21 protein-coding genes, 2 tRNA genes and 1 pseudogene are annotated in these 25,160 nt (G+C 70.2%); 8 read left to right on the forward strand and 16 right to left on the reverse strand.

What is annotated here, in order from left to right; translation table 11 throughout:
• The 3 genes from G3N18_RS11870 to G3N18_RS11880 all read left to right on the forward strand — a co-directional run.
• Positions 1–305, forward strand: a 305-nt coding sequence (locus G3N18_RS11870) for a helix-turn-helix domain-containing protein (RefSeq protein ID WP_196384499.1), incomplete at its 5' end; no start/stop codon positions are given.
• Between the two features lie 216 nt (positions 306–521).
• Positions 522–1,202 carry a response regulator transcription factor gene (locus tag G3N18_RS11875; protein WP_196384500.1) on the forward strand — a complete coding sequence of 227 codons (681 nt, stop codon included), beginning with the start codon at positions 522–524 and terminating at the stop codon, positions 1,200–1,202.
• Positions 1,199–2,194 (forward strand): ATP-binding protein, encoded by a 996-nt coding sequence (locus G3N18_RS11880; protein WP_196384501.1) that lies wholly within the window; start codon positions 1,199–1,201, stop codon positions 2,192–2,194. The genes G3N18_RS11875 and G3N18_RS11880 overlap by 4 nt, the downstream gene beginning before the upstream one ends.
• Positions 2,195–2,212: 18 nt before the next feature.
• Here G3N18_RS11880 and G3N18_RS11885 read toward each other — a convergent pair whose 3' ends face one another.
• From G3N18_RS11885 to G3N18_RS11905, 5 genes are all read right to left on the reverse strand, one after another.
• Positions 2,213–3,013, reverse strand: coding sequence for an FAD:protein FMN transferase (locus G3N18_RS11885; RefSeq protein ID WP_338038541.1), 801 nt, complete (start codon positions 3,011–3,013; stop codon positions 2,213–2,215).
• Complete coding sequence (locus G3N18_RS11890) at positions 3,010–3,522, reverse strand: FMN-binding protein (RefSeq protein WP_196384502.1); 513 nt, start codon at positions 3,520–3,522, stop codon at positions 3,010–3,012. The genes G3N18_RS11885 and G3N18_RS11890 overlap by 4 nt, the downstream gene beginning before the upstream one ends.
• Before the next feature lie 29 nt (positions 3,523–3,551).
• Complete coding sequence (locus G3N18_RS11895; RefSeq protein WP_196384503.1) at positions 3,552–4,994, reverse strand: ferredoxin reductase family protein; 1,443 nt, start codon at positions 4,992–4,994, stop codon at positions 3,552–3,554.
• Between the two features lie 102 nt (positions 4,995–5,096).
• Positions 5,097–5,822, reverse strand: coding sequence for a VIT1/CCC1 transporter family protein (locus G3N18_RS11900; protein ID WP_196384504.1), 726 nt, complete (start codon positions 5,820–5,822; stop codon positions 5,097–5,099).
• Positions 5,823–5,891: 69 nt separating this feature from the next.
• The gene (locus G3N18_RS11905) at positions 5,892–7,364 is read right to left on the reverse strand and encodes a helix-turn-helix transcriptional regulator (protein WP_196384505.1); all 1,473 of its coding nucleotides are present in this window, start codon (positions 7,362–7,364) and stop codon (positions 5,892–5,894) included.
• A 159-nt stretch (positions 7,365–7,523) separates the two neighbouring features.
• On the opposite strand from G3N18_RS11905, the gene aceB reads away from it, so the two are divergent.
• The 4 genes from aceB to G3N18_RS11925 all read left to right on the forward strand — a co-directional run bounded on the left by aceB (position 7,524) and on the right by G3N18_RS11925 (position 13,910).
• The gene (gene aceB, locus G3N18_RS11910; RefSeq protein ID WP_196384506.1) at positions 7,524–9,191 is read left to right on the forward strand and encodes a malate synthase A; all 1,668 of its coding nucleotides are present in this window, start codon (positions 7,524–7,526) and stop codon (positions 9,189–9,191) included.
• A gap of 61 nt (positions 9,192–9,252) precedes the next feature.
• A complete protein-coding gene (locus G3N18_RS11915) occupies positions 9,253–10,848 on the forward strand; it encodes an isocitrate lyase (RefSeq protein WP_196384507.1) in 1,596 nt (531 codons plus the stop codon).
• A 97-nt stretch (positions 10,849–10,945) separates the two neighbouring features.
• Positions 10,946–12,658 carry an alkaline phosphatase family protein gene (locus tag G3N18_RS11920; RefSeq protein WP_196384508.1) on the forward strand — a complete coding sequence of 571 codons (1,713 nt, stop codon included), beginning with the start codon at positions 10,946–10,948 and terminating at the stop codon, positions 12,656–12,658.
• A 52-nt stretch (positions 12,659–12,710) separates the two neighbouring features.
• Positions 12,711–13,910 carry an aminotransferase class I/II-fold pyridoxal phosphate-dependent enzyme gene (locus tag G3N18_RS11925; RefSeq protein WP_196384509.1) on the forward strand — a complete coding sequence of 400 codons (1,200 nt, stop codon included), beginning with the start codon at positions 12,711–12,713 and terminating at the stop codon, positions 13,908–13,910.
• 91 nt (positions 13,911–14,001) lie between these two features.
• Here the strand turns inward: G3N18_RS11925 and G3N18_RS11930 are convergent.
• Positions 14,002–15,018, reverse strand: a pseudogene (locus tag G3N18_RS11930) (MFS transporter); the annotation flags it as partial.
• 14 nt (positions 15,019–15,032) lie between these two features.
• On the opposite strand from G3N18_RS11930, the gene G3N18_RS11935 reads away from it, so the two are divergent.
• Positions 15,033–15,644, forward strand: a complete 612-nt coding sequence (locus tag G3N18_RS11935) for a hypothetical protein (protein WP_196384511.1) — start codon at positions 15,033–15,035, stop codon at positions 15,642–15,644.
• 19 nt (positions 15,645–15,663) lie between these two features.
• On the opposite strand, the gene G3N18_RS11940 is transcribed toward G3N18_RS11935, so the two are convergent.
• The 10 genes from G3N18_RS11940 to G3N18_RS11985 form a co-directional block, all read right to left on the reverse strand.
• A complete protein-coding gene (locus G3N18_RS11940; protein WP_196384512.1) occupies positions 15,664–16,812 on the reverse strand; it encodes a UDP-N-acetylmuramate dehydrogenase in 1,149 nt (382 codons plus the stop codon).
• A 1-nt stretch (position 16,813) separates the two neighbouring features.
• Positions 16,814–17,248 (reverse strand): MaoC/PaaZ C-terminal domain-containing protein, encoded by a 435-nt coding sequence (locus tag G3N18_RS11945; RefSeq protein ID WP_196384513.1) that lies wholly within the window; start codon positions 17,246–17,248, stop codon positions 16,814–16,816.
• Positions 17,245–17,694: an FAS1-like dehydratase domain-containing protein gene (locus tag G3N18_RS11950; RefSeq protein WP_196384514.1), complete on the reverse strand. Its 450-nt coding sequence runs from the start codon at positions 17,692–17,694 to the stop codon at positions 17,245–17,247. The genes G3N18_RS11945 and G3N18_RS11950 overlap by 4 nt, the downstream gene beginning before the upstream one ends.
• A 53-nt stretch (positions 17,695–17,747) precedes the next feature.
• Positions 17,748–18,542: a sulfite exporter TauE/SafE family protein gene (locus G3N18_RS11955; protein ID WP_338038544.1), complete on the reverse strand. Its 795-nt coding sequence runs from the start codon at positions 18,540–18,542 to the stop codon at positions 17,748–17,750.
• Positions 18,539–20,581, reverse strand: coding sequence for an ABC transporter ATP-binding protein (locus G3N18_RS11960; RefSeq protein ID WP_230404152.1), 2,043 nt, complete (start codon positions 20,579–20,581; stop codon positions 18,539–18,541). Before G3N18_RS11960 ends, G3N18_RS11955 begins: the two co-directional genes overlap by 4 nt.
• Entirely contained in the window at positions 20,578–22,305 is a 1,728-nt protein-coding gene (locus tag G3N18_RS11965) for an ABC transporter ATP-binding protein (protein WP_196384515.1), read from the reverse strand. The genes G3N18_RS11960 and G3N18_RS11965 overlap by 4 nt, the downstream gene beginning before the upstream one ends.
• Before the next feature lie 178 nt (positions 22,306–22,483).
• A tRNA-Met gene (locus tag G3N18_RS11970) sits at positions 22,484–22,557 on the reverse strand.
• A gap of 35 nt (positions 22,558–22,592) precedes the next feature.
• Positions 22,593–22,664, reverse strand: a tRNA-Thr gene (locus G3N18_RS11975).
• A gap of 62 nt (positions 22,665–22,726) precedes the next feature.
• Complete coding sequence (locus G3N18_RS11980) at positions 22,727–24,073, reverse strand: M23 family metallopeptidase (protein ID WP_196384516.1); 1,347 nt, start codon at positions 24,071–24,073, stop codon at positions 22,727–22,729.
• A 135-nt stretch (positions 24,074–24,208) separates the two neighbouring features.
• Positions 24,209–25,000, reverse strand: a complete 792-nt coding sequence (locus G3N18_RS11985; protein ID WP_196384517.1) for an inositol monophosphatase family protein — start codon at positions 24,998–25,000, stop codon at positions 24,209–24,211.
• Positions 25,001–25,160: the final 160 nt, after the last annotated feature.

Consider the following 25,160-nt stretch of genomic DNA (forward strand, 5'->3'; position numbering starts at 1 on the left):
GCTTCGCCGAGGACGTCGCCCGGGGCCTGTTCGCGAGCCTCGACTCCCCCGCGGCGCGGGCGCTCGCCGACGCGCGGCTCGCGCCGCTGCGCGACCACGACGCCTCCCACGGGTCGAGCCTCGTCGAGACGGTGCGCACGTGGCTCGCCCACGATGCGCGCATCGACGAGGCCGCGCAGGCCCTCGGCATCCATCGTCATACCGTGCGCGCCCGGGTCGCGCAGGCGCAGCGGCTGCTCGGCGTCGACCTCGGCTCGTTCCCCGCGCGCGCCGAGCTCTGGGCCGCCCTCGTCGCGACCGCCTGACCATCGCTCGTCCCACCCGAGGCGATCCTCGTCCCAAAAAAATGGCGGCATTTCGCCCCGGATCAGCCCTTTTGTGGGACATGGATGCCGGGGTTGCGGTCGGTCGCGCGGGATGTGGAGTGCGGGCGCCTTCGCCGCCGTGCTGAACACCCTTGGAGCTTTCTTGGCACGCATCGGAATGAATGCGAGGGTAACGGATATCGGAAAGGACGCCGGATGGAGACGGGCGCTCGAGGTGCGGCACCGCGCCTGCTCTATGTCGAGGACGATCGCGTCATCGCAGAGATGACGATCGAGGTGCTCAGCGAGACATACGAGGTGACGCATGTCACCGACGGTCGCGACGCCCTCGAACGCGCACTCTCCGAGCGGTTCGACGTCATGGTCATCGACCGGCGACTCCCCGACCTCGACGGGGCGAGCCTCGTCGCGTCGGTCCGCACGGCCCGCATCACGACGCCGATCCTGCTCCTCACGGCCCTCGGTGCCGTCGCGGACCGCGTCGACGGCCTCGACGCCGGCGCGAACGACTACCTCGTCAAACCCTTCGACTTCGACGAACTGCTCGCTCGCCTCCGGGCGCTCGTGCGCGGCCACCGTGCGGCGGGGCGCAGGCGCGAGATCGGCGAATGGGCATTCCTGCCGCATGCCGATGTGGCGTACGGCCCGGGCGGCGAGCGCGTCGCGTTCACACCCACGGAGTCGCGCCTGCTCTCCCTCCTCAGCGAGAGCCCCGAACACGTGTTCTCCCGTCAGGAGATCCTCCGCGCCGTGTTCACCTCGGACGATGCTTTGAGCTCCGTCGACACCTACGTCCACTACATCCGACGCAAGACCTCCCCCGGCACGATCGAGACGGTCCGAGGGCGCGGCTATCGGGCGGGGGCGTCATCGTGAACGACGCTGGCGACCGCCGCCGAGTGCAGCGAGCGGCCCTGCGCGTCGGCGCGGTCGTCGGCATCGGGTCCGCAGCGGTCCTCACCGGAGGAGTGGCGATCCTCGTCACCGTCCTCCTCGCCGGTGGGCGCCCGGACGACGCGCACGATCACGGCGGCCCAAGCGGCGCTCACGGCGGCGATGGCGACCGCTTCGTGATCGATGTCGACCATGTGCTGCCGTGGGTGATCGGGCTCGGAATCGTGGGCGTCCTGCTCCTCGCGATCGTCGCGTGGTTCGGGGCGCGGCGCGCCGTGCGCCCCCTCGAGGGTGCGCTGCGCCTGCAACGCACCTTCGTCGCCGATGCCAGCCACGAGCTGCGCACGCCGCTCACGGCCCTCAGCAGCCGGGTGCAGCTGCTGCAGCGACGCATCGCCCGCGGCGAGGATCCTGGGTCGACGCTCGCCGCGCTCCGCGAGGACGTCGCCGTGATGGACGACGTGCTCACCGACATGCTGCTGGCCGCCGAAGCGGGCCAGAGCTCCGGAACGGCGATCGTCTCCGACGCCGTGTCCGCCGCGGTGCGCACGGTGACCCCGCTCGCCGACGACGCCGGGGTCGCGCTCGGCGTCCGGAGCGCAGCAGGCCAGGCGGCGGCGACCGGGGACGTGCGCGCGCGGATCCCCACCACCACGCTGACGCGGCTGTGCGTTGCACTGCTCGACAACGCAGTGCAGCACGCGCCGCGAGGGTCGGAAGTCGAGATCTCGACGAGCGCGGAGGGCGACCGCATCGCCGTGCGCGTGATCGACGCCGGGCTCGGCATCGCCGCGCAGGACGTCGATCGCGTCTTCGAGCGGTTCGCACGGGGGCCGGAGGCCGGACGGCGCCGGGGATTCGGACTGGGCCTCGCCCTCGTGCGCGAGGCGGCGACCGCCGCCGGGGGCTCGATCACCGTAGAGCGCACCTCGCCCGCGGGCACGACGTTCCTTCTGACGCTTCCACGCGGCTGACCGCCGGGATGGCGGTCCTCACGCGGCCGGCACGATGCAGAGCTCGACGCCGTTCGCGAAGCGCCGGACGCCACCGTCGGACGAGACGATCAGCCCCGACGCGACCGGCGCTCCCCTGATCCACGACAGATCCTCCGCGCCCGCGACGACCGCCGCGGTCGCCCAGACGTCGGCGGTCGCCAGGTCGGCGCCGACGACGGTCGCACTGCGGGCTCCACCCGCAGGACGGCCGCTCGCCGGCTCGATGATGTGTCCCCCCCGCTCAGCGGTGCCCGACGTGGCGACGGCCCCCGAGGTCAGCTCGATCGTCGCGACGATCGCGCCGCGCCGCGCCGGGTCGGCGACGCCTACGCGCCAGGTCCACGGCGTCTCGGGCCTGCTCCACACCCGCACGTCCCCGCCCGCGTTCACACCCAGCGCGCGAATCCCCGGCTCGCGGAGCAGAGGTTCGAGGTGCCCCGCGCCGGCGATGTCGACGCTCCACCCCTTCACATAACCCGTCGGATCGAATCCGCCGCGCCAGTGCGCGCTGAAACGGCCCGCTGTGGCCGTCTCGGCTTCGTCGCACGCTGCCGCGACCGTTCCGACGCGCGGGTCTGCGGACGCGAAGTCGAGCTCACCTCGGCGGATTCGCGACACCTCGGAGTCGTCCCGGAAGGTCGAGAAGATCCGTTCGATCCCGCTCACCTCATCGAAGAACCGCGCCGCCGCCAGGTCCTCGGCCGCCCGCTGCTCCGGCCCACCGCTGGCATCGCCGACCACGTGCACGCTGAACACGGTGCCCATGAGCTCTCGGGTCCACACCCGCACGCCGCTCACGCGTTCGCCTGATCGATCGCGGACTGCAAGGAGTCGAGGTATCCCTGGCTGGTATACGTGGCGCCCGAGACGAAGTGGATGTCGGCGCTCTGCGCGTTGAGCGTTTCCGACACGAGCTGCGGGATGGCGCGCTCGTTGATCTGGCGGTCCCTCGAGTTGTCCGTCGGGTACTCGACGGCCTGGACGTCGACGATCTTCCCTCCGGTCACGGTGATCTGAACCTGGACCGGTCCGTAGCGCGTGCTCGTCGGCGATCCTGTGAACGTGCCGTCGGTGAGCCCGGATGTCGCCGCCGGAGCGGCCCCCGACGGAGACGCCGACGCCGACGCCGATGCGGTGGGCGTCGTCGAGGCCGAAGGCGTCGCCGCCGAGTGAGGCGTCGCCACGGACGGCGCGGCCTGCGCCGGCTGCACGTCCGTCGGCACCGCCTCTCCGAGCGACGTGCGATAGCTGAACAGCAGGACGAGTCCGCTGAGGGTGGCGAGGATGCCGTAGACGATCTTCTTCATCGTGTGTCTCCCGGTTCGTTCCGCGTCGCCTAGACGGCGAATGCTTCGCTGTGGATGCGATCGGCCGGCACTCCCGCCGACCGCAGGTCCTGGCGCAGGGCGGCCATCCACGGAATGGGCCCGCAGACGTAGACGTCGACGTCGGTCACGTCACCCGCGAGAGAGCGGACGACCTCCGCCCCCGGCCAATCAGTGACTCCGCGCGGCATCCACGACGAACCGCCGGTGCGTCGCGGTCCGTTCATCCGGATGTGCCGAAGGCCGCGCTGGCGCACGAGGGCGTCGACGGCGGCGGCACCCAGCGCGTCCTCGTCGACGTGATCGCGCGTCACGAGAGTCGCATCGCCGGGGCCGTAGGGCTCGGCTTCGAGCAGCGAGAGAAGCGGCGCCACGCCCGCCCCCGCGCCGAACATCAGGAGCCGGCGACGCATGCGCACGCGCCCCGTCATGTGACCGTAGGGGCCTTCGATCAGAACGCGCGTGCCGGGTCGGAGCCGCGTCAGCCGATGCGTGCCGTCACCCACGACACGCGCGGAGATCACCAGGCCGCCGCGCCCGGGGTCAGCGGCGAGCGAGAAGGGGTGCCCGCGTGTCCACCCGCGGCCGTCGAGGAACCGCCAGACGAAGAACTGCCCGGGGCGCGCACGCAGGCGGTGGAGTGCGCGTCCACTCATCCGTACGACGACGCCGCGCGGCCCGTCGTGCTCGACCGAAGAGACGCGGATACCGTGGCGCACGGATCGCCACAGCGGCACGCAGACACGGAAGACCACCACGGCAGCGGCGGTCAGCGCCCACAGAGCCCACCAGTACACACTCACCCAGGCGTGCGCGGTGAAGTCCGCCCCCGTCCAGAGCATGTGCGGGATCGCGAGGCCGACGCCGAGGTAGGCGTACAGGTGCAGCAGGTGCCAGGACTCGTAGCGCAGACGCCGCCGCGCGCGGCGGATGCTCGTGACGACGACGAGAACCAGCAGGAGCGTGCCGGCGGTGGCGAGCAGCATGCCGGGGTAGTTCCACGCGAGATCCCACGCCTGGGCGAGGAGAGACACCCCCGCCTGCTGCGAGTAGCCCACGACGAGGAGGACGACGTGCGCGAGCATCAGCCAGAACGACCAGAACCCGGTGATGCGGTGCATGCGCGCGATCGCATCGCGCCCGATGCCGCGTTCGAACAGCGGCACCCGGGCCATGAGCAGTACCTGGTAGAGAAGGAGATTCGCCGATGTGAGGCCGGTGAGACGCCCGAGGGTGTTCGCCGACTCGGCCCCGCCGCCGAGGACCGCCTGCACTCCCCCGCCCGCCACCCACAGGGCTGCGATCGCGAGGCTCGTGAGCCAGATGAACGCCACGGCCGCGGCATGCCACGCTGCATCGAGCGTGGCCGGCGCGACCGCACGTCGTGGAGCAGCGGAAGCAGCGGGCGCGGAGGGGGCGGATGCGGCCACGAGATCGGGAACGTGAACGGTCATGCGAAAAGCGTGCGATGCGGGCTCCCAGACGATGCCAAGAATTCGCGGTTCACATGCTTTTCATAGCGGATGCCACGCGGACGCACTGCGCCCGCGCTCCGCTCACGCGACGGTCGTGCCGAACAGCGTGCCGACCAGGAACGTCGCTCCGAGCGCGACCGCGCCGCCGATCAGCGTGCGCACGACTGCACGCCCGCGGCGCGCTCCACCGATCCACGCCGCGACGTAGCCCGTCACGGCGAGCGCGAGCAGGACAGCGACGAACGTCGCAGGGATCCGCGTCGGGTGCGGCACGAGCAGGATCGTCGCCATCGGCAGCAGCGCGCCGATCGTGAAGGCGATCAATGAGGCGAGAGCCGCGTTCCATGGGCTCACGACGTCATCCTGATCGATGTTCAACTCGGCCGAGAGGTGCGCCTTCAGCGCATTCTTCGCGGTGAGTTCCGCGGCGACGGTCGCCGCCGTCTCGGGGCTGAGGCCCTGCTTCTTGTAGAGCCCGACGAGTTCCGCGAGTTCGCCTTCGGGATCTGCGCGCAGCTCGCCGCGCTCCTTCTCGATGAGGGCGTGCTCGCTGTCGCGCTGGCTGGAGACCGAGACGTACTCCCCGAGTGCCATCGAGATCGCGCCACCCACCAGCGCGGCGGAACCCGCGAGGAAGACGGGCATGACCTCGGATGTCGCGCCGGCGACACCGACGACGACGGCGGCCGTCGAAACGATGCCGTCGTTGGCGCCGAGCACTCCCGCGCGCAGCCAGTTCAGGCGTTGCGCGAGTCCGGGGGCGTGCGGCTCGTCGACGTGGGTGCCCTCGGGCGCTGAACCGGTCATGCCCTCACGCTACGGCGGGTGCGAGGCGACGACCAGCCAGGCAAGGCTCCCCTCACTCCGGCGGCGGCGTCACCCCTGCGGCGCGTGCGCGTCGAGGAACTCGTAAAGGTCGGTCGTGTCCACCCCGGGGAAGGCGCCGGTCGGGAGGGTCGCGAGGAGCGTCCGCGGCGTGCGCACGTTCGGCCAGGCCTGGTCGCGCCACTGCGACTCCAGCTCGGCGGGGGCCCGCCGGCAGCACACCTCGACGGCATGCCGGGACACCCCGCGGTTGGTCGTCTCGCGTCCGAGGAACCATTTCGTGTCGTCGAAGCGCACGCCCACGGACACCGAATGGGCGCCCTCGCTCGAGCCCTCGACACGGGCCGTGCACCAGTAGGTGCCGTTGCCGGTGTCGGTGTACTGGTAGTAGGGGTTGAACTTGTCGGGGATATCGAACACGACGCGGCTGGTCCACCGGCGGCAGCACAGCTGACCCTCGATCGATCCGAGCCTGTCCGACGGGAAGTTCACGTCGTCGTTCTCGTACGCCTTCGTGATCGTGCCCGACTCGTGCACCTTGAGGAAGTGCACGCGGATGTCCAGGTGCCGGGTCGCCAGGTTCGTGAACCGGTGCGCGGCGGTCTCGTAGGAGACCGAGTAGGTGTCGCGGAGGTCCTCGATCGACAGCGCACGCCGGGTCTTCGCCTCACGCAGCGCCGACGCGGCGTGCTCCTCGGGGACCAGCAGCGCCCCGGTGAGGTAGTTCGTCTCGACCCGCTGTCGCAGGAACTCGGCGTACGAGTGCGGCTCGGAATGCCCGAGGATGCGGCTCGCGAGCGCCTGCAGCACGGCGGTGCGCGAGTCGCCCTTGGCCGGCACCGTGCTCGACAGGTACAGCCGGCCGTTGCGCAGGTCGGCGACGCTGCGCGTGGATGCCGGCAGATCGGCCACATAGTGCAGCGAGAACCCGAGGTGGGCGGCGATGTCCGACGCGGTGCGCTGGGTGAGCGGCCCGCCCGGGTGATCGACGGCGCGCAGGATGCCCCGGGCGTGCTCCTCGAGCTCGGGGAAGTAGTTGTCCTGACGGCGCATGAGGTGGCGCAGCTCGACGTTGGCACGGCGCGCTTCTTCGGGCGTCGCCGACCGCTCGTCGCCGAGACGCTCGATCTCCCCCTGCAGCGCGAGCATCGCGCGCAGCGCGTCGTCGGGGATGCTGCGCCCGATGCGGAACGGCGCGATGCCGAGCGCGCGGAACGTCTGCCCCTTCATCGCCCGCTCGAGCGCGATCTCGAGCGTCGCGCGCTCGTCGAGCGTCTCGGCCTCGAGCAGCTGGTCGACCGTGGCGCTGAGCGCCTTCGCGATCGCGCGCAGGAGGGTCAGCTTCGGCTCGCGCTTGCCCGTCTCGATCATCGACAGTTGGCTGGGCGCGCGCTCGACGGCGGCGGCGAGCTCGTCGAGGGTCATGCCGCGGGCAGTGCGCAGCTGGCGGATGCGGCGGCCGATCGTGAGGGCATCGGCGTCGGCGGCATCCGTTGCCGCTGCGGGAACATCGACGTTCGTCATGTCCGGAAGTGTGTCACAGATGCAGAAGAACGAGCAAACTTCACAGCCGATTTGGTCAAGTCGGCCTCGAATCTTCACCCAGAGTGGTCTCACCGCCCCTCGACGAGCTCGGGGACCTCGAAGTTCGGGGACAGGCGGACCAACACGAAAGGCAAGGCCATGATTCCGACCGCCACGGGCATCGCGCCTGATGAGACCACCCGCCCCACGACGGGGCCCATCCCGACGTCGGCGATCGTCGTCACGGGCCCGATCCGCGAGCGGTACGACGAGATCCTCACCCCCGACGCGCTCGCGTTCCTCAGCGAGCTGCACGCGCGCTTCGCGGGGCGCCGCCACGACCGGCTGGCCGACCGTCTGCGCCGCCGGTTCGAGATCGGCAACGGGCACGACCCGCAGTTCCGTGCCGACACGGCGCACATCCGCGACGACGCCGACTGGCGCGTCGCCGGCGCCGGCCCCGGCCTCGAAGACCGTCGCGTCGAGATCACCGGCCCGACCGACCCCAAGATGACCATCAACGCGCTCAACTCGGGCGCGAAGGTGTGGCTCGCCGACCAGGAAGACGCCACGAGCCCCACTTGGAAGAACGTGATCGAGGGGCAGCTGTCGCTCTACGACGCGATCCGCGGCCAGCTCTCGTACACCTCCCCCGAGGGCAAGGTCTACGAGGTGACCGCCGAGCAGACGCCGACGATCGTGATGCGACCGCGCGGCTGGCACCTGACCGAGAACCACGTGAGCTTCACCGACCGCGCGGGGCGCACGCTCGCGGCATCCGGTTCGCTCGTCGACTACGGCCTGTACTTCTTCCACAACGCGAAGCGCCTGATCGAGAACGGCGTCGGCCCGTACTTCTACCTGCCGAAGATCGAGTCGTCCGAAGAGGCGAAGCTGTGGGACGACGTCTTCACCTTCAGCGAGGAGTACATCGGCATCCCTCACGGCACGATCCGGGCGACCGTGCTGATCGAGACGCTGCCCGCGGCGTTCGAGATGGACGAGATCCTCTTCGAGCTGCGCGACCACATCGCGGGGCTGAACGCGGGCCGGTGGGACTACATCTTCTCGATGATCAAGAACTACCGTGGCCGCGGCGCCCGGTTCGTGCTGCCCGACCGCAGCCAGGTGACGATGACCGTGCCGTTCATGCGGGCGTACACGGAGCTCCTCGTCCAGACCTGCCACAAGCGCGGCGCCTTCGCCATCGGCGGTATGAGCGCGTTCATCCCGAACCGCCGCGACCCCGAGGTGACCGCTCAGGCGTTCGAGAAGGTGTCGGCCGACAAGAAGCGCGAGGCCGGCGACGGCTTCGACGGCACGTGGGTCGCGCACCCCGACCTGATCCCCGTGGCCCGCGCCGAGTTCGACGCCGTGCTCGGCGAGCGCCCGAACCAGGTCGACCGCCAGCGCCCCGAGGTGGACGTCAAGGCATCCCAGCTCATCGACGTGCACATCGGACTGCCGATCTCGGCCGCCGGCGTCTACGCGAACGTGTCGGTGGCGATCCGCTACATCGAGGCGTGGCTGCGCGGGCTCGGCGCCGTTGCGATCGACAACCTGATGGAGGATGCCGCGACCGCCGAGATCTCGCGCTCGCAGATCTGGCAGTGGATCCACCAGGACCGCTCCACGGAGGACGGCACGAAGATCACCCGCGAGTACGTCGAGGGACTGATCACCCGGGCACTCGAAGAGGTCACCCGCTTCGATGGCGATCGGTTCGACGACGCTGCGGCGATCTTCGAAGAGGTGGCGCTGGGCGAAGACTTCCCCGCGTTCCTCACGATCCCCGCTTACAACCGGTTCCTCGTCGAATCCGCGTGATACGACCCCCTCTCTGCGAAACAACCAACGCCTGATCAACCTCCAACGAAGGACAGACATCATGACCGAGTACCAGGACGACATCGACGCCATCCGGGCCCTGAAAGAAGAGAACGGATCGAGCTGGCACGCGATCGACCCCGAAGCCGTCGCCCGCATGCGGGCGCAGAACCGCTTCCGCACGGGCCTCGAGATCGCGCAGTACACCGCCGACATCATGCGTCGCGACATGGCCGAGTACGACGCCGACTCGTCGGTCTACACCCAGTCGCTCGGCGTCTGGCACGGCTTCATCGGCCAGCAGAAGCTCATCTCGATCAAGAAGCACCTGAAGTCGACGAACAAGCGCTACCTCTACCTCTCGGGGTGGATGGTCGCGGCCCTGCGCAGCGAGTTCGGACCCCTGCCCGACCAGTCGATGCACGAGAAGACCGCGGTCCCCGCGCTCATCGAAGAGCTGTACACGTTCCTCCGTCAGGCCGACGCGCGTGAACTCGACCTGCTCTTCACGAAGCTCGACGCGGCGCGTGCGGCGGGCGATGAGACGGCCGAAGAGTTCATCCAGTCGCAGATCGACACCTACGAGACCCACGTCGTGCCGATCATCGCCGACATCGACGCCGGCTTCGGCAACCCCGAGGCGACGTACCTGCTCGCCAAGAAGATGATCGAGGCGGGCGCCTGCGCCATCCAGATCGAGAACCAGGTCTCCGACGAGAAGCAGTGCGGCCACCAGGACGGCAAGGTCACGGTGCCCCACGAGGACTTCCTCGCGAAGATCAACGCGGTCCGCTACGCGTTCCTCGAGCTCGGCATCGACAATGGCGTGATCGTCGCCCGCACCGACTCCCTCGGCGCCGGTCTCACGCAGAAGATCGCCGTCTCGACCGAGCCCGGCGACCTCGGCGACCAGTACAACTCGTTCCTCGATGTCGAAGAGGTCTCGGGCACCGACCTGCACGACGGCGACGTCGTGATCCGCCGCGAGGGAAAGCTGCTGCGGCCCAAGCGCCTGGCATCCAACCTGTACCAGTTCCGCGCCGGTACCGGTGAGGAGCGCTGCGTGCTCGACTGCATCACGTCTCTGCGAAACGGCGCCGATCTGCTCTGGATCGAGACCGAGAAGCCGCACGTCGAGCAGATCGCGGGCATGGTGGATGCCATCCGTGAAGAGATCCCGAACGCGAAGCTCGTCTACAACAACAGCCCGTCGTTCAACTGGACGCTGAACTTCCGTCAGCAGGCGTACGACACCCTCGCGGCCGAGGGCAAGGATGTCTCGGCGTACGACCGTGCCGACCTCATGAACGTCGCCTACGACGACACCGAGCTCGCCACCCTCGCCGACGAGAAGATCCGCTCGTTCCAGAAGGACGGCTCGGCCCGTGCCGGCATCTTCCACCACCTCATCACGCTGCCGACGTACCACACGGCCGCGCTGTCGACCGATGACCTGGCCAAGGGCTACTTCGGCGACGAGGGCATGCTCGCCTACGTCAAGGGTGTGCAGCGCCGCGAGATCCGCGAGGGTATCGCGACGGTGAAGCACCAGAACATGGCCGGCAGCGACATCGGCGACAACCACAAGGAGTACTTCGCCGGCGATGCGGCCCTCAAGGCCGGCGGCAAAGACAACACGATGAACCAGTTCGGTTGATCCGCGGCTGCACCGCTGCAATGGATGCCCCGCACCCCGCCTGTCTCGGGGGTGCGGGGCATCCGTGCGTCTGCTGGCGCGCTCGTAGACTTCGAAGATGACCACGCACGACGAAGGCTCGAGCCGGCGGCAGTTCTTGCGCCGCACCGGGATCGGGATCGCCGGGATCGCCGGGATCGCCGCGGCGGGCGGGGCCATCGGTGCGGGGTATGCGATCTCGGCGAACACGCCGCGCACAGTCCATCCGGCCGAGTTCACGCCGCTGCCCGAGCGCTCCGAGCCCGGCTTCGACCACGTCGTGGTGCTGATGTTCGAGAACCGCAGCTTCGACAACATCCTGGGCCGGCTTTACACGGCGGACGAGAAGACCGCCGCCGAGTTCGACGGGATCGCGCAGGGCGATTTCGCGAACCACGCCCCCGACGGCACGCGGGTCGAGGCGCACGTCTACACGGGCCCGACCGACCGCATCATGCAGCAGCCGCAGCCCGACCCGGGTGAGACCTACCCGCACGTGAACACGCAGCTGTTCGACATCGTGCATCCGCCCGCGAACGCGCCGACGCCCGCCACGCCGGCCACCAACAGCGGCTTCGTGCGCGACTACGTCGCCACCTACCGCGCGTCGCTGCACCGCGAACCCACCGAAGCCGAGTACCGCGTCGCGATGGGCGGGTTCAGCCCCGAGATGCTGCCGGTGTTCTCGACCCTCGCCCGCCAGTTCGCCGTCTTCGACCGCTGGTTCGGCGCCGTCCCCTCGCAGACGTACTGCAACCGCTCGTTCTTCCACGCGTCGACCTCGCACGGGTTCGTCGTGAACCACACCGACGGCTCGTATGAGAAATGGCTGAAGGCACCGGCATCCGCCACGATCTTCACGCGTCTCGAAGAGGCGGGCATTCCGTGGCGCGTGTATTACGACCCCACCCAGCTCATCTCGCTCACCGGGCTCATCCACGCCCCCGCGCTCGAGAAGTACTGGAAGACGAACTTCCGCGACATGACGCAGTTCTACGCCGACGCCGCCGCGGGGGACCTGCCCGCGTATTCGTTCATCGAGCCGCGCATGATCTTCAACCACAACGACATGCACCCGCCGTGGGGCGAACTGCGCGACGGAAAGCTCACCCTCGACGACGGCACGACGATCGAGATCGACGACAGCGCCTACTCCGACGTGCGCGCCGGCGAAAAGCTGCTGCAAGACGTCTACGACGCGATCCGCACGAGCGCGTCGACGACGGGGTCGAACGCGATCAACACGACGCTGATGGTCACCTTCGACGAGCACGGCGGCATTTTCGACCATGTCGCCCCGCCGCGCGCGACGCCGCCCGACGACAGCGGTCCGGGCGAGATGGGCTTCGCCTTCGACCGGCTCGGGCCGCGCGTGCCCGCCCTCGTGATCGGCGCCTACACCGACGCCGGCACCGTGATCCACGACGAGATGCACCACGGCTCGGTCGCCGCGACCCTGTGCGCCCAGCACGGGCTCGCGCCGCTGACCGCGCGCGACGCCGGCGCCACGACGATCGCGAATGCGGTGACCCGCACGAGTGCGCGCCAGCCCTACACGTGGCCGCAGCCGACCTCGCTGTGGCATCCGCCCAACCCCGAAGCGGTGAGCGAGGGCACGGCCGACGCGCACCGCGCGCGGCCGCTCACCTCGCCCGCGCGCGGGCTGCTCGGCATGCTCATGGCGCGCTACGCCCCGCACGAGAAAGTGCCGACGACCTACGGCGAGGCGTACGACGCGCTCATGGAGTACGGGCAGGGGCTGTTCGGGACGACCGACGAGGCGGCGGGCTGAAGAGGGCCGGCGAGACACTCACGGGCCTGCCCGCGCCGACTACGCTGGCACCGTGACCGAACGCGCCCCGCTCTCCCGCAAACTCTCCGCCATCGCCGAGTCGGCGACCCTCAAGGTCGACGCCAAAGCGAAGGCCCTGCAGGCGGCCGGCCGCCCCGTCATCTCGTACGCGGCGGGCGAGCCCGATTTCGCGACCCCGCAGTTCATCGTGGATGCCGCCGCCGCAGCCCTGCACGACCCCGCCAACTTCCGCTACACGCCCGCGGCGGGTCTGCCGGTGCTCCGCGAGGCCATCGCGGCGAAGACCCTGCGCGACTCGGGGCTCGAGGTCGCGCCGTCGCAGGTGATCGTCACCAACGGCGGCAAGCAGGCGGTCTACCAGGCCTTCCAGGCGGTTGTGAACCCGGGCGACGAGGTGCTGCTGCCGGCTCCCTACTGGACCACCTACCCCGAGGCGATCGCCCTCGCCGACGGCGTGCCGGTCGAGGTGTTCGCCGGCGCCGACCAGGACTACAAGGTCACGGTCGCCCAGCTCGAGGCGGCCCGCACCGAGCGCACGACCGCGCTCGTGTTCGTCTCGCCGTCGAACCCCACCGGGTCGGTGTACACGCCCGAAGAGACCGCAGCGATCGGCCAGTGGGCGCTCGAGCACGGCATCTGGGTCATCAGCGACGAGATCTACCAGAATCTCGTCTACGAAGGCGCCCGCGCGGTCTCGATCGTCGAGGCCGTGCCCGAACTCGCCGGTCAGACGATCCTCGTCAATGGCGTCGCGAAGACGTACGCGATGACGGGCTGGCGCGTGGGCTGGATGGTCGGCCCCGCCGAGGCGATCAAGGTCGCGGGCAACCTGCAGTCGCACCTGTCGTCGAACGTCAACAACATCGCCCAGCGCGCGGCGCTCGCGGCCCTCACCGGGCCGCAGACCGAAGCCGAGCAGATGCGCCAGGCCTTCGACCGGCGCCGCAAAGTGATCGTCGCCGAGCTCTCGAAGATCCCCGGCGTCGAAGTGCCGAACCCGCTCGGTGCGTTCTACGTCTACCCCGACGTGCGCGGCCTGCTCGGCCGCGAGTGGCAGGGAACGCGCGTCGACACGTCGCTCGAGCTCGCCGACCTCATCCTCGACAAGGCCGAGGTCGCCGTCGTGCCGGGCGAGGCGTTCGGCCCCTCGGGCTACCTGCGCCTGTCGTACGCGCTGGGCGACGATCAGCTGCTCGAAGGCGTGCAGCGCCTGCAGGCCCTGTTCGGCTGAGACCGCGCGCCGAGCGGCGCCGATCAGCGGCATCCGGCGGTAACCGGCATCCGGCGATCAGTGGCATCCGCAGGTCACCGGCATCCGCAGGTCAGCGGCGCGCCATCAGGGGGATCGCGACGAGCACTCCGACGGCGCTGACCGCGCCCGCGACCCAGAACGGCACGGAGAACGCACCGACGCTCAACGCGCCCGCCGAGGCGAGGAGCGCGGCGACGACGGGAGCGGCCGCCGAAGAGCCGATCGTGCGCACGATCGTGTTCAGCCCGATGGCGGCGGCCGTTTCGTCGGCGGGAGAGAACGCGACGACGAGCTGCGCGCAGACGGCGTAGCCGATGCCGTTCCCGAGACCCAGCACCGACAACGCCACCGCGATGCCCGTCGCGCTCTGCGGCCAGAGGGCGAGCCCTGCCGCCCCCAGCCCCATGAGCGCCGCGGCGATCGCAGCGGTCACGCCCGCGCCGAGCCGCCGCACGAGCGCCGGCGAGAATCGGCCGCCGAGAAAGACCATCACCGCGCTCGGCAGCATGAGCAGCGCCGACACGGTGACCGTGACGCCCACGCCCTCTCCGCGCTCCGCCGACCCCTGCAGCAGCACGGGCAGCGCGACGTAGCGAATGTAGGGCACGAACCCCACGGCGAGGGTCAGGATGCTGACCGCCACGAGCGGGCCGTGGCGAAAGGTGCGCACATCGACGAGCGGCGCGCTGTGCCGCTGCTCGACGATGACGAGGGCGACCAGCAGCACGATGCCGGCGAGGCCGACCGTGATCGTCGCGAGACTCGTCCAGCCCCAGGTCGCGCCCCGCGAAACCGCGAGCAGCACCCCGACGAGGCCCGCCGAGAGCAGCACGATGCCGGCGACGTCGGTGCGGCGGGTCACGGCGGGCACGGCGATCGTCGGCACCGCGACGGCGACGAGCACCGTCGCGATCACGATGAGCACGCCGCCGAGCGCGAAGAGTCCGCGCCACCCGAATGCTTCGACGACGAGACCCCCGACAATGAGGGCGGCGCCGGCGCCGAGGCCGATCATCCCCGAGAGCAGCCCGACCGCGGGGACCAGGCGATCGGCGGGCAGCGCCGTGCGCACGATCGCGAGGGCGAGCGGGAACGTCGCCGTTGCTCACACCCTGCACGGCACGCGCGACCAGCAGGACGCCGAAGTTCGGGGCGAGGGCTGCGGCGAAGGATGCCAGGGCGAAGACCGCCAGCGACACCAAAGAAGCGCTCTTCGAAGCGCTACGCGTCGAGGGGGTGCGACGCGCGGCCGACCTCGCCGCGTCGATCGCGCCCGGCGCGGGCGGGACCGGCAGCGAAACGGGCGACGCCGAGCCCGGCGGCGACGCCGCGGCACCGTCACTCGTCGGCAGATTTCTGACGCGGTACCTCGTCGAGGTCGACGGCCCGATCCTGCAGCCCCGCACGGCTGCGGGCAGCGAGCTGAGCCCCGACCTCGTCACCGCCTCGGCCGACCTCGAGATCGCGCTCACCACGCTCGTCGAGGCCGACCAGGCGGCGAAGGCACTGCCCGCCGGCTTCACCGCCGCCGACGTGATGCAGTTGATGACCCGGCTGCACCCGCATCTGCCGAGCGACGCCGACGCGGCCGCCGACCTCGAGGCGCGTTACCTCGGCCTCGTGCTGCTCGGGCTCCGCGCGCACGCCGAGTCGGGCCAGGCGCTGCCGCCCGGGCCGCGCTGGGAGTCGTGGGTCGACCTCTGGCGGTCGTGACCGCGGCGCCGTAGCCGCCTCAGAGCTCGACGCCCACCAGCACCGGCTCGGGCTGCAAGATCAGGCCGAACTCGCTCTGCACGCGTGACTGGATGTAGCGGGCGAGCTCGGCGATCTCGCCGGCTGTCGCGTCGCCGCGATTCGTGACGGCCAACGCGTGCTTGGTCGACAGGCCCGCGCGCGAGCGCGGCAGGCGAAACCCCTTGCGCAGCCCCGCATGTTCGATGAGCCACGCGGCGCTCACCTTGACGTCGGGCTGCACCGGCTCGGGGGCGGGAGCGATCCCCTCGTATACCGCGAGCGGAATGACCCGATCGGGCGCGTCGAGCGGCGCCGCGGTCGTCGAGACCGGCCAGCGCGGGCACTCCGCGGGCAGCGTGCGGGCGAAGGATGCCGAGACGATCGCGTTCTGGAAGAACGACCCCGCACTGCGGGTGTCGGGGTCGGCCGGATCGAGGACCATCCCTTTGCGCGCACGGGTTGCGAGCACCGTCTCGCGCACCCACCGCAGCGTGACCTGCTCGTCTTCGGCGACGCCGAGGGCCTGTCGCAGCTGCGCACCCGACAGCGCGAACGGTCCATCGCCGACCTCGCGCAGCTCGAGGGTGACCGAGAGGACGACGGCGGGGCGGGGCGCCACCGATCCGTAGTGGTTCTTCAGCACCGACGTGCGAAACCCGAGGGCCAGATCTGCGGCGGAGACGGTCGACACCTCACCGGTCGCCTCATCGATCAGCTCGACCTCGACGAGCGTTTCGACGATCTCTTGCCCGTAGGCGCCGATGTTCTGCACGGGCGCGGCACCGACCGTGCCGGGGATGCCCGACATCGCGACGATGCCCGACAGCCCCTCCCCCGTGGCGTACTCGACGAGGGCGTCCCAGTCATGGCCGGCTTCGACGCGCAGCCGCGTGTAGCCCTCGCGCGGTGACGGCAGCCGTTCGATGCCGCGCGTGCGCACGAGCACCACGGTGCCCTCGAACGGCTCGTCGCCGACGAGCAGGTTCGAGCCGCCGCCGACGACGAGCCACGGTTCGCCCGTCGCCCACACGTCGCGCAGGGCGCCGATGAGTTCATCCCGCGTCTGCGCCTCGACCATGCGGGCGGGCGCGGCGCCGACGCGCAGCGTCGTGAGGTCGGCGAGGGCGACCGGCTCGATCTCGGGCACGTCAGGCGCCCCGGCGCACGCGCACCTGGGCTTTGCCGAGCACGGTCGTCTCGCCCGCGGCGACGGTCAGGTCGATGCGCAGAGCGTCGTCGTCGACGGCGCCCACCTTGGCGGTCACCGCGACGTCGGCGCCCGACCCGGGATCGACGACGACGGGCCTCGTGAAGCGCACCCCGTAATCGAGAATGCGACCGCTGTCGCCGAGCCACTCCACGATGGTTTCGACGGCGAGGCCCATCGTGAGCATGCCGTGCGCGAGCACGCCGGGCAGGCCGACCCGCGCGGCGACGTCGTCGCGGTAGTGGATGGGGTTGAAATCACCGGATGCCCCCGCGTAGCGCACCAGCGACTCACGGGTGAGGTGCACGGTGCGCTCGGCGACGACATCGCCCACCGCGATCTCCGCGACGCGTTCTTCGAATGCCAACGCGCTCATGCGACCTCTCCCCCGATCAGCAGCACCGAGGTGGCCGTGACGACGTGCGCCCCCGTGGCATCCACGATCTCTGCTTCGCTCGTGACCATCGCGCCTTTGCCGAACGGTCGGACGTTCGTGATGCTCAGCTGTGCGACGAGCTCATCGCCCGCGACGATGGGCCTCGTGTAGCGGAAGCGCTGCTCGGCGTGCACCGTGCGCTCGAGCGCGATGCCCGAGTCTTCTTCGGCGAGCAGCTGCTGCAGCGTGAGGTCTTGGATCACCATCGCGAACGTCGGCGGCGCGACGACGTCGGCGTAGCCGAGAGCGCGGGCGACAGCCGGGTCGGTGTGCTGCGGGTCGGTCGCGAAGACGGCGCGCGCGAACTCTCGCACCTTCTCACGCCCGACGAGGTACGGGGCGGTCGGCGCGAAGGCGCGACCCACCAGCTCAGGATTCACGGACACCCCCCGATCCTACCGACCCCGCCCGAACTGCCGCGGCGCGCGCGACGCAGGGGTCAGCGCGCGCGGCGCGAGCGCAGGGCCTTGACCGCCATCTGCACGGCGATGAACGCCAAGAAGACCGCGAACAGGGTGTTGGCGACGGCGGGATCGAGGAGGGTCGCGAACCAGGCGCCGAGTGCCGTCGTCGTGCACGCGGCGCCGCCGATGAGGGCCGCGGCGAGAAGGTCGACGTTGCCGCGCTTGAGGTTGCCGATCGTGCCCGAAATGGCCGTCGGAATCATCATGAGCAGCGAGGTGCCCTTGGCCATGAGGTCGCTCGTGCCGAACACGAACATCAGCACGGGCACCACGATCACGCCTCCCCCGACGCCGATCAGCCCCGCCATCGTGCCGGTGAGAAGACCGACGATGATGAGACCGATCACCGAGAGCACCGTGAACTCGAACTCGGCGTCACGCGAGGGCACGACGACGAACAGCATCACGATGACGACGATGAGGAACGCGACGAAGCCCCACCGAATCGCGTTCTGAGAGAGCCGCGCGAGCAGCCACGAACCGATCTGCGCCCCGACGACGGAGCCCGCCGCGAGGATCAGGGCGACGACGACATCGACCGATCCATGGATCGCGTACGAGATCACCCCGACCGTGGCGGTGGGCACGATCGCCGCGAGCGAGGTACCCGATGCGAGCTTCTGATCGAACCCGAGCAGCAGCACGAGCATCGGCACGATGACGGTGCCTCCGCCGACGCCGAACAGGCCCGAGAGCAGCCCCGCGGCGAGTCCGACCGCGATGCACGACATCACGAACCGCGGGCTGCGGTGCGCGGTCGCCGCGCTCACGCGTGCGCCTCGCCGACGGCAGCGTCGTCGTCGCTCGACGCGGCCTGCTCGAACTGCGACCGGTACAGCCGCCAGTACGCGCCCTCGGCGGCGATCAGCTCGTCGTGCGTGCCCTTCTCGACGATGTCGCCGTGCTCCATCACCAGGATGAGGTCGGCGTCGCGGATGGTCGAGAGCCGGTGCGCGATCACGAACGAGGTACGCCCTTCGCGGAGCGCCGCCATGGCGTGCTGCAGCAGCAGCTCGGTACGCGTGTCGACAGAGCTCGTCGCCTCGTCGAGGATGAGCACGCCGGGGGATGCCACGAACGCTCGCGCGATCGTGATGAGCTGCTTCTCCCCCGCCGACACGTTCGCCGCGTCTTCGTCGAGGATCGTGTCGTACCCGTCGGGCAGCGAGTGCACGAACCTGTCGACGCGGGTCGCGACCGCGGCCTCGACGATCTGCTCGTCGGAGGCATCCTCGTTGCCGTAGCGGATGTTGTCGCGGATCGACCCGGCGAACAGCCACGGGTCCTGCAGCACCATGCCGGTGCGCGAGCGCACGTCGTCGCGGGTGAGCGCGGCGATGTCCTGTCCATCGAGCAGGATCCGCCCGCCGTCCAGCTCGTAGAACCGCATCAGCAGATTGACGAGGGTGGTCTTGCCTGCGCCGGTGGGCCCGACGATCGCGACGGTCTGACCCGGCTCGACCCGGAACGACAGGTCGCGGATCAGTGGCTTGTCGGGGCTGTAGCTGAACGCGACATGTTCGAACTCGATGACGCCCGGCCCTTCGACGAGAGCGGGGGCGTCCGGCGCATCCGGCTCCTGCTCGTCTTCGTCGAGCAGCTCGAACACGCGCTCGGCCGACGCCGTGCCCGACTGCACCACCGCGGCCATGCCGCCGAGCTCGGACAGCGGCTGCGTGAACTGCTGCGAGTACTGGATGAACGCCTGCACGTCGCCGAGCCGCAGCTGACCGGATGCCACCATGAGGCCTCCGAGCACCGCGATGCCGACGTAGCTCAGGCTGCCGATGAACATCATCGCGGGCATCATGAGGCCCGAGAGGAACTGCGCCTTGAAGGCCGCCTGGTAGAGCTCTTCGTTCTCTTCTTGGAACTTCTCGCGCGAGTCTTTCTCGCGGCCGTACACGCGCACGAGCGCGTGGCCCGAGAACGATTCCTCGACGCGGGCGTTCAGGCGCCCGACCTTGCGCCACTGGGTGTTGAACGCCTTCTGCGACTTCGGCCCGATGACGCCGAAGACGACCGCCATGAGCGGCAGTGCGATGAGGGCGACGATCGCGAGCTGCCACGAGATCGAGAACATCATGATGAGCACGCCCACCACGGTCAGCACGTTCGTGACGGCGGTCGAGAGCGATTGCTGCATCGTCTGGGTGATGTTGTCGATGTCGTTCGTGACGCGGGAGATCAGTTCGCCGCGCTGCACGCGGTCGAAGTACGCCAGCGGCAGGCGGTTGATCTTCGCCTCGACCTGCTCGCGCAGGCGCCACATCGTGCGCACCATGATCACGTTGATGACGTAGCCCTGGATCCAGGTGAGGAACGCCGAAGCGATGTAGATCGCGAGCACCGCGACGACGACGCCGCGCAGCCGGTCGAAGTCGACGCCTGCGCCGACCTGGAAGTCGTGCATCGCCGCCACGATGTTCGCGATGTCGGTCTGCCCCGCCGAGCGGAGCGCCGCGACCACGTCGGCCTGCGACGTGCCGGCGGGGAATTGCGCGCCGAGCGAGGCAGACACGACACCTTCGAAGATGACGTTCGTGGCCTCGCCGAGCACCTTGGGGGCGATGACGGCGAGCACGACGCCGATCGCCCCGAGCAGCGACACGAAGCCGAACGCCCACTTGTAGGGGGCGAGCAGCCCGATCATGCGGAAGAAGCTCTGTCGGAAGTTCGAGGCCTTGCCGGGGGCGACCGAGTCCCAGTCGCCCGAGTTCAGACGCGCCTGCTCGGCGAGCTCGAGCTCGTAGCGCTCTTCTTCGGAGAGCTCGGCGCCCGCTTGCGGTGTTCCGGTGGGCGCGCTCATGCGTCGACTCCCAGCTGCGACTGGACGATCTCGCGATACGTCTCGTTGGACTCGAGCAGTTCGGCGTGCGTTCCGGCGCCCACCATGCGGCCGTCGTCGAGCACGATGATGCGGTCGGCGTCGACGACGGTCGAGATGCGCTGGGCGACGACGATCTTCGTCACCTCGGGCAGTTCCCGCCAGAGGGCCTGCCGGAGCCTGGCATCCGTGGCCACGTCGAGCGCCGAGAACGAATCGTCGAACACGAGGATCTCGGGGCGGTGGGCGATCGCGCGCGCGATCGACAGACGCTGCCGCTGCCCACCCGAGACGTTGGTGCCGCCCTGCGCGATGCGCGCGTCGAGCCCGCCGTCCATCTCCGAGACGAAGTCGCGGGCCTGGGCGATCTCGAGCGCGTGCCACAGCTCGTCGTCGGTGGCGTCTTCGCGACCGAAGCGCAGGTTGGATGCGACGGTTCCGGTGAACAGGAACGCCTTCTGCGGCACGTAGCCGATCCCCTGCCACATGAGGTCGAGGTCGGCCTCGCGCACGTCGACGCCGCCGACGCGGACGGTGCCGCCGGTCACGTCGAACAGTCGCGGGATGAGCGAGACGAGGGTCGTCTTGCCCGAGCCGGTCGAGCCGACGATCGCGACCGTCTCGCCCGCATCGGCGCGGAACGAGATGCCCTGGAGCACAGGCGACTCGGCGCCGGGGTAGCTGAACGAGACGTCGTCGAACTGCACGACGCCGCGCTCGGGAAAGGTCGCAACGGGGTTCGCCGGGCGCTCGAGGGCGTCGCTCGAGTCGAGCACTTCGCCGATGCGGTCGGCCGACACGGCGGCGCGCGGGATCATGATCGTCATGAACGTGGCCATGAGCACGCCCATGAGGATCTGACCGACGTACTGCATGAACGCGAACAGCGTGCCGATCTGCACGTGCCCCGCGTCGACCTGGATGCCGCCGAACCAGATGACGCCGACGACGGTGACGTTCAGCACGAGCATCGCGAGCGGGAACATGACGACGAAGAGCGAGCCGACCTTGCGGCCGATGACGAGAATGCCGGTGTTCGCGACACGGAATCGCGCCTCTTCGATGCGCTCGCGCACGAAGGCGCGGACGACCCGCACGCCGGTGAGCTGCTTACGCATGATGCGGTTCACGCCGTCGAGGCGGTCTTGGTACTGGCGGAACAGCGGCACCATGCGGCTGACGATGAAGCCCGCGATGACGAGGAGCAGCGGCACCGCGACGGCGATCAACCAGCTGAGCCCGACGTCTTGCTGCAGCGCCATGATGATGCCGCCGATGGCGAGCAGGGGCGCCGTGACGAGCATGGTGGCGCCCATCATCGCGAGCATCTGCACCTGCTGCACGTCGTTGGTGTTGCGCGTGATGAGCGTGCCGGCGCCGAAGGTCGACACCTCGCGCTCGGAGAACCCGCTCACCTTCTCGTACACATCACGGCGCATGTCGCGACCGGCGCTCATCGCGGCGCGCGCGGCGAAGTACGTCGCGATGATCGAGGCGACGATCTGACCGAGTGCGATCGCGAGCATGAAGACCCCGCGCGACCAGATGTAGGCGGTGTCGCCCGCGGCGACGCCCTTGTCGATGATGTCGGCGTTCAGGCGCGGCAGGTAGAGGGATGCCATGGCCGAGGCGAACTGGAAGACGAGTACCCCCAACAGCCACCATCGGTAGGGCCGGAGGTACCGGACCAGGAGCTTTCCGAGCATGCGCGATCTCCGTACGATGCGGCGAGGAGGGGACGCTACATGCTATCGCCGCCCTCGGACACGCCATGGCCGACCGCAGCGACGGAGGCACACGCTTGTGCCCCGCGACGTCGCGCTCAGACATGAAGAAAACCCCCGGACCTCCGCGGTATTCCGCGTGTTCCGGGGGCTGATTCGGTAGCGGGAGCGGGGCTTGAACCCGCGACCTCACGATTATGAGTCGTGCGCTCTCACCAACTGAGCTACCCCGCCGCGCCGCACCCACACGGCGAGATGTGGATGCTGCGAGCCCCGAGTCAGGATTGAACTGACGACCCCTTCCTTACCATGGAAGTGCTCTGCCACTGAGCTATCGGGGCGTGCTGCCCGCGAGCGGGCAACCAGAAAAGGATATCAGAGCCGAGGGGCTCTGCCGAACCGATCAGCCGACCGCGTGGGTGCCGGTCGTGTGCTCGTAGAGCCACGGCATCGGGTCGGTGGTCGTCGTGCCGCCCAGCAGCACCTCGAGGTGCAGGTGGGGGCCCGTCGCCTTGCCGGTCTGACCGACCTTGCCGATGATCTGCCCCGCGGTGACCCTCTGCCCCTGCGTGACCTGGAGAGAGCCGTACTGCATGTGCCCGTACCGGGTCGAGACGACCTGACCGTCGACCACGTGGTCGATGACGACCGTCACGCCGTAGTCGCCGCCCGACTCGGTCGCGATGCGCACCGTGCCGGCGGCGACCGCGTGGATCTCGGCTCCCGCACCCGGGGTCAGGTCGACGCCGCTGTGCGCGGACGAGAACTCAGCGAGGTACGACGACGAGCCGTACGCGGCCGAGACCGGCACGCCCACCGGGAAGGGCCATTGAATGGGGGCGGACGGGTTGTTGACCCACGTGCCCTGACCCGCGCCCGCGAAGATCGTCACGCCGGAATCGGCCGCGATCTCGGACATCGAGGCGACGTTGTAGCCTTCGGGGCGATCGAGCGCCGTGGCATCCTTCGCCCCCGTCGTCACGAACGCCTGGATCTTGTCATCGCCGGTCTTGGACGACGATGCTGACGGCGCGGAGATGTCGGAGGTGAGGGACGACCCGGCGGCGACGGCTGCGGCGGGGGTCGTGGTGCCGACGGCCAGCATGCCGACGATCGTCATGACGCCGACGGAGAACGAGGCGGCGGCGACGCGCTGGAAGACGACGCGACCGCGACGCGGGCGCCCGGTGGCGACGTGCACGGACGACGCTGCGACGGGCGCGGATGCCTCGTCGGGTGTGGATGCGGCGGCGGGGCGCTGCACCGGCGTCTCGGCCGTGAAAGAGAAGAGCCGTGCAGCGAACTCGAACTCGTCGAGGTGGCACGGCTCGGGGGTCGTGAAAGCCGAGGAGGATGCCTCATGGGCCCCGTCGACCGGAAGGGTGGGGTCGGCCGGAAGCGTGGCGGGGGCGACGTCGTCGCCGGCGACGTGGGCGAACACGGCGTCGGCGGCTTCGCGCAGGCGGCGCCGGGAAGCTGCGTCGGGCGCGGCGCCGACGGTCTCGCCGATGATGGCGGCGGCCACCTCGGCGACGATCGTCTCGGCGACGGACGGCTCGGGGGCAATCTCGACGGGCGCGTCCCCGGAGGGGTCGTCGGTCGACGCCTGCGCGGCCTGCGCCGCGGCTCGGCGTCGCAGCTCCGCGCGGGTGAGCGGAACGCCCGTCTCCTCCGGCGCGGCAGGCGCGGAGGCTCGGCGGCTGGAACGGCGCGTCGGCGCGGCGTCAGCCAGGGGGGTGTCGAACGTCAAATGCGGGGCTCTCGTCCGGCCGCTCCGGGGGTAGCGGCGTCGTGAATCGGGCTTCTGATCACCGTTGCCGTTCGGGCGGCAAAGGTAACGATCGGGTAAACACTACCCCCGGGCGGCTGAGAATGCCATGAATCGTCAGCGGTATATCGCTGTGTCGAGAGCCGCGTAGAGGTCGGGCCCCGCGGCGATCGTCATCTGCCTTCCGGGGCGCCCACCCGGGGCTCCGCCGACCCGCCCTCCGGCCTCCGTCACGAGCAGCGCGCCGGCGGCATGATCCCAGGGGTGCAGGCCGCGTTCGAAGTAGCCGTCGAGACGCCCGGCCGCGACATAGGCGAGGTCGAGCGACGCGGCGCCGGCTCGACGCAGGTCGCGCGCGAGGGGCATGACCGCACGCACCCGCTCGAGGTCGCCCGCGTGGGTGGCCGGGTCGTAGCCGAATCCGGTCGCGACGAGCGCCCCGGCATCCGTCGTCTGCGACACCGCGAGCCGGTCCGCGCCGAGCCAGGCACCGCTCCCCCGCGCGGCCCGGAAGAGCTCGGCGATCGCCGGGGCGAAGACGACGCCTGCCTGCGCGGTCCAATGCTCGGGGTCGGGCTCGCCGGTGACGGCGGCGATCGACACCGCGTAATGAGGAATGCCGTAGGCGTAGTTGACGGTGCCGTCGATCGGGTCGACGACCCAGGTGACGTCGGTCGAGCCGCGCTCGGCGCCGGACTCTTCGCCGAGAAAGCCGTCGCCGGGGCGCGCATCGCGCAGGCGCGCGCGAATCAGCGCCTCGACCTCGCGATCGGCGTCGGTGACGATGTCGGCGAGCGCCGACTTGGTGTCGGCGATCCGCACGCCTTCGTCGCGTCGGCGGCGCGCCAGCTCACCCGCCTCTCGGGCGATCTCTTCGGCCAGGTCGCGCAGCTCGTCGGCATCCACCATGCCTCCACGGTACGCGCACCGCTTGCTCCGCTGCGCGGAGCCGTCAGTCGCGCGTCGCGGGCTGCTGCGGCGGGACGGGCGGGGGCGGCGGGTAGCCGCGGTACCACGCCCCGGCGTCAGTGTCGGCGGGTGCCGGACCCGTGGCGCCGCTGGCCGCGGG

Source organism: Microbacterium paulum (genome assembly GCF_015707995.1).
In the GTDB taxonomy this organism is placed as follows: Bacteria; Actinomycetota; Actinomycetes; order Actinomycetales; family Microbacteriaceae; genus Microbacterium; species Microbacterium paulum.

Excerpts from the sequence above, each read along its gene's own strand:
- aceB (WP_196384506.1), top strand. The coding sequence starts at position 7,524 with ATGATTCCGACCGCCACGGGCATCGCGCCTGATGAGACCACCCGCCCC.
- G3N18_RS11985 (WP_196384517.1), bottom strand. The coding sequence starts at position 25,000 with ATGGTGGATGCCGACGAGCTGCGCGACCTGGCCGAAGAGATCGCCCGA.
- G3N18_RS11900 (WP_196384504.1), bottom strand. The coding sequence starts at position 5,822 with ATGACCGGTTCAGCGCCCGAGGGCACCCACGTCGACGAGCCGCACGCC.
- G3N18_RS11895 (WP_196384503.1), bottom strand. The coding sequence starts at position 4,994 with ATGACCGTTCACGTTCCCGATCTCGTGGCCGCATCCGCCCCCTCCGCG.
- G3N18_RS11905 (WP_196384505.1), bottom strand. The coding sequence starts at position 7,364 with ATGACGAACGTCGATGTTCCCGCAGCGGCAACGGATGCCGCCGACGCC.
- G3N18_RS11875 (WP_196384500.1), top strand. The coding sequence starts at position 522 with ATGGAGACGGGCGCTCGAGGTGCGGCACCGCGCCTGCTCTATGTCGAG.
- G3N18_RS11890 (WP_196384502.1), bottom strand. The coding sequence starts at position 3,522 with ATGAAGAAGATCGTCTACGGCATCCTCGCCACCCTCAGCGGACTCGTC.
- G3N18_RS11945 (WP_196384513.1), bottom strand. The coding sequence starts at position 17,248 with ATGAGCGCGTTGGCATTCGAAGAACGCGTCGCGGAGATCGCGGTGGGC.
- G3N18_RS11915 (WP_196384507.1), top strand. The coding sequence starts at position 9,253 with ATGACCGAGTACCAGGACGACATCGACGCCATCCGGGCCCTGAAAGAA.
- G3N18_RS11920 (WP_196384508.1), top strand. The coding sequence starts at position 10,946 with ATGACCACGCACGACGAAGGCTCGAGCCGGCGGCAGTTCTTGCGCCGC.
- G3N18_RS11960 (WP_230404152.1), bottom strand. The coding sequence starts at position 20,581 with ATGAGCGCGCCCACCGGAACACCGCAAGCGGGCGCCGAGCTCTCCGAA.
- G3N18_RS11965 (WP_196384515.1), bottom strand. The coding sequence starts at position 22,305 with ATGCTCGGAAAGCTCCTGGTCCGGTACCTCCGGCCCTACCGATGGTGG.